Genomic DNA, 3732 nt, shown 5'->3' on the forward strand with positions numbered 1-3732 from the left:
ACTGGGCCAGGCCGTGCAGCTCGCGCTGGGGCGGAAGGTGCTGCAGCGGCCGCAGGTCGTTGGCCGAGCGCGCGGCGATCTGGGCATCCAGCCGCGCCAGCGGGCGCAGCCCGGTGCGCACGGCCAGCCACAGCGGCAGGCCCACCAGCGGCAGCGCCAGCAGCACCGAGGCCGCCAGGTCTTCGCCCATGAAGCCCAGCAGCCGCGCATCGGCCAAGCGGGGCTCGGCCACCACCACGCGCCAGGGGCCCGTGCTTTCCCAGGCCACCCAATGGGGTGTGCCGGCCACGTCCATCGCGGCATGGCCCGCGTCGCCTGCCAGCACCACCGCGCGCACACCGGCCGTGCTGCTATGCAGAAGCTGGCCTGTGCGGTCCTGCAGCTGCAGCAGCACCAAGGTGCCCTGCAGCAGGTCCACATCGGCGCGCATGGCGTTGAGGGTGTGGGCCATGCCGTGCACCAGCGCGCGGGCCTCGGCGGGTTGCTCCAGCGTGGCCAGCGCCCCTGCCAGCCCCTGCGCGAGCTGGCGCACGCCGGGGTTGGTGTCCATGGCGCGGTAGTGGGTGATGGCCGCCTGGCCCAGCAGCACCAGCCACACCAACGCCATGGCCGCGAGCAGCGCCAGCAGGGTGCGGCGCATGAGGCTCGGGCCCCACCAGCCGCGTGGGGGCGCGGGGGTTTCGGTAGGTGGTGTCATGGCTGCAGCCGGTAGCCGACGCCACGCACCGTGACCACCCGCTCTGCGCCGATCTTCTTGCGCAGGTTGGAGACATGCACCTCCAGCGTGGCGGCGTCCAGCGCGTCGCCCAGGGGTTCGAGACGCTGGGCAAGCACGTTCTTGGCCACCACCTTGCCGGGTTCGCGCGCTAGCTCCACCAGCAGCCGGAACTCGCGCGGCGACAGCGCCAGGGGCTCGTCGCCCACCCAGGCCTCGTGCCGCCGGGGCGCCACGCGCAGCGCGCCCAGCGTCCACTCCTCGCTGGCCTGGCGCGCACTGCGCCGCAACACGGCGTGCAAGCGCGACAGCAGCTCGGGCACATCGAAGGGCTTGAGCACGTAGTCGTCGGCACCGCCGTCCAGGCCGTCAAGCCGGTCCTGCAAGGCGGTGCGGGCCGTGATCACGATCACCGGCAGGCTGAGGCCCGCGCGGCGCCAGCGACGCAGCAACGCCATGCCCTGGCCGTCGGGCAGGGTCAGGTCCAGCAGCACGGCGGCGACCTCGTTGGCGTCGGGCAGGGGCGGCGTGGCGGCCACGCTGCGCAGCCATTGCACCGTGAAGCCGCCCTGCTGCAGGGCTTGCAGCAGGGGCTGGCCCAGGTCCAGGTCGTCTTCGATGAGCAAGATGTGCATGGCCGCCATTTTCCGTGTCCCCAGCTTGCAGCCAGCCAAAGGCGCCGGACAGGGAGCTGGCGCCTAAAATCCTCGCACAGGCAGACAATGACGACACAGGCCCGCCCACGGGCCGCACCACCCAAGGAGACAGTCCGCATGCGCATCCTCATTGCCGAAGACGACCAGGTGCTGGCCGATGGCCTGCTGCGCACGCTGCGTGCCTCGGGCGCCGTGGTGGACCATGTCGCCAGCGGCAGCGAGGCCGACGCGGCGCTCATGACCAACAACGAGTTCGACCTGCTCATCCTGGACCTGGGCCTGCCCAAGATGCATGGGCTGGAGGTGCTGAAAAAGCTGCGCGGCCGGGGCTCCGCCCTGCCGGTGCTCATCCTCACCGCCGCAGACAGCGTGGAAGAACGCGTGAAGGGCCTGGACTTTGGCGCCGACGATTACATGGCCAAGCCCTTCAGCCTGCAAGAGCTCGAAGCCCGCGTGCGTGCCCTCACGCGCCGGGGCATGGGCGGCACCAGCAGCGCCATCAAGCACGGCCCGCTGGTGTACGACCAGGCCGGCCGCGTGGCCACCATCGACGGCAAGATGATCGAGCTGTCCGCCCGCGAGCTGGGCCTGCTGGAGGTGCTGCTGCAGCGCGCCGGCCGCCTGGTGAGCAAGGAGCAGCTGGTGGAGCGCCTGTGCGAGTGGGGCGAGGAGGTGAGCAACAACGCCATCGAGGTCTACATCCACCGCCTGCGCAAGAAGATCGAAGGCGGGCCCATCCGCATCGCCACCGTGCGCGGCCTGGGCTACTGCCTTGAGAAGATCCCCAATTAACTATCAAAACGATAGCAGCTTGTGCATATGAATCTGGCGCTATCGGGTGTTTTGGCATCAAAAATGCCACGGCGGCCGCTGTGAAGATCTTCCAGCGCGAGCAGCGCTCCCTGTTCGGCGAAATCCTGGACTGGATGCTCACGCCGCTGCTGCTGCTGTGGCCCGTGAGCCTGGCGCTGACCTGGCTCGTGGCGCAGGGCCTGGCCAACAAGCCGTTTGACCGGGCGCTGGAGTACAACGCCCACGCCCTCGCCCAACTGGTGAGCGTGGTGGGCGACAAGGCCCAGTTCAACCTGCCCCAGCCCGCCAGCGAGATCCTGCGCGCCGACGACTCCGACATCGTGTATTACCAGGTCATCGGCCCGGGCGGCGAGTTCCTCTCGGGCGAGCGCGAACTGCCCGAGCCCCCGAGCGACGAGGTGCCCCTGTCGGGCGAGGTGCGGCTGCGCGATGCCGAGATGCGCGGCATCGACATTCGCGTGGCCTACATCTGGGTGCGCCTGCCGCTGAAAGACACGCCGGTGGCGCTGGTCCAGGTCGCCGAGACGCGCGAAAAACGCAGCGTGCTGGCCACCGAAATCATCAAGGGCGTGATGCTGCCGCAGTTCGTCATCCTGCCGCTGGCCGTGCTGCTGGTCTGGCTGGCGCTGGCGCGCGGCATCCAGCCGCTCAACCAGCTGGAGCAGCGCATCCGCGCGCGCAACCCCGACGACCTCTCGCCGCTGGACGACCGCACCGTACCGCTCGAAGTGGCGCCGCTGGTGTCGTCCGTCAACGACCTGCTCACGCGGCTGAACGATTCGCTGGCCACGCAAAAGCGCTTTCTGGCCGATGCAGCCCACCAGCTCAAGACCCCGCTGGCGGGCCTGCGCATGCAAGCCGACCTGGCCCAGCGCGAAGGCACCAGCACCGAAGAGCTCAAGCGCTCGCTGCAGCAGATCGGACGCTCCAGCATCCGCGCCACGCACACCGTCAACCAGCTGCTGGCGCTGGCGCGGGCCGAGGGCAGCGGCGTGGGCATTGCCCGCCAGCCCTGCGACCTGGCGCGCCTGGTGATCGAGGTGGTGCGCGACTCGGTGCCCCGTGCGCTCGACAAGCACATCGACCTGGGCTACGACGGCGCCGAGCCTGGATCGCCGGGCGTGCTGATCGACGGCAACCCCACGCTGCTCAAGGAGCTCGTGCGCAACCTGGTGGACAACGCCATCAACTACACGCCCTCCACGCCCGACAAGCCCGGCGTGGTCACTGCCCGCGTGCTGGCCGACACCTTCGGCCATGTGCTGCTGCTGCAGGTCGAGGACTCCGGCCCCGGCGTGCCCGAGGCCGAGCGCGAGCTGGTGTTCCAGCCGTTCTACCGCGCCCTGGGCAGCGAGGCCGACGGCTCCGGCCTGGGCCTGCCCATCGTGCTCGAGATTGCCAGCAAGCACGATGCCGAGGTCACGCTCGAAGACGCACGCCCTGGCCAGACTCCGCCCGGCGCACGCTTCAGCGTGCGTTTTGCGGCGCGGGACGTGGTGGCGGGCAGCTGACACCGTGGCGGGCCCTGCCGCTGGCGTGGCAGAGGAC

General features: G+C 70.2%; 3 protein-coding genes and 1 pseudogene. 2 read left to right on the forward strand and 2 right to left on the reverse strand.

Annotated elements, in window-relative coordinates:
• Positions 1 to 697: pseudogene (locus DBR23_RS31705) on the reverse strand (sensor histidine kinase); the annotation flags it as partial.
• Positions 694 to 1350, reverse strand: coding sequence for a response regulator (locus DBR23_RS24960; RefSeq protein WP_108499916.1), 657 nt, complete (start codon positions 1348 to 1350; stop codon positions 694 to 696). The pseudogene DBR23_RS31705 and the gene DBR23_RS24960, both read right to left, overlap by 4 nt.
• Before the next feature lie 138 nt (positions 1351 to 1488).
• Here DBR23_RS24960 and DBR23_RS24965 point away from each other — a divergent pair, with 138 nt between their 5' ends.
• A complete protein-coding gene (locus DBR23_RS24965) occupies positions 1489 to 2163 on the forward strand; it encodes a response regulator transcription factor (protein ID WP_056056624.1) in 675 nt (224 codons plus the stop codon).
• A gap of 80 nt (positions 2164 to 2243) precedes the next feature.
• Complete coding sequence (locus DBR23_RS24970; protein WP_015016304.1) at positions 2244 to 3695, forward strand: sensor histidine kinase; 1452 nt, start codon at positions 2244 to 2246, stop codon at positions 3693 to 3695.
• Positions 3696 to 3732: the final 37 nt, after the last annotated feature.

The sequence above is a fragment of the Acidovorax sp. HMWF018 genome, assembly GCF_003061035.1.
Lineage (GTDB): Bacteria > Pseudomonadota > Gammaproteobacteria > Burkholderiales > Burkholderiaceae_C > Acidovorax > Acidovorax delafieldii.

Coding starts and splice junctions, on each gene's coding strand:
- DBR23_RS24965 (WP_056056624.1), top strand. CDS start 1,489: ATGCGCATCCTCATTGCCGAAGACGACCAGGTGCTGGCCGATGGCCTG.
- DBR23_RS24960 (WP_108499916.1), bottom strand. CDS start 1,350: ATGCACATCTTGCTCATCGAAGACGACCTGGACCTGGGCCAGCCCCTG.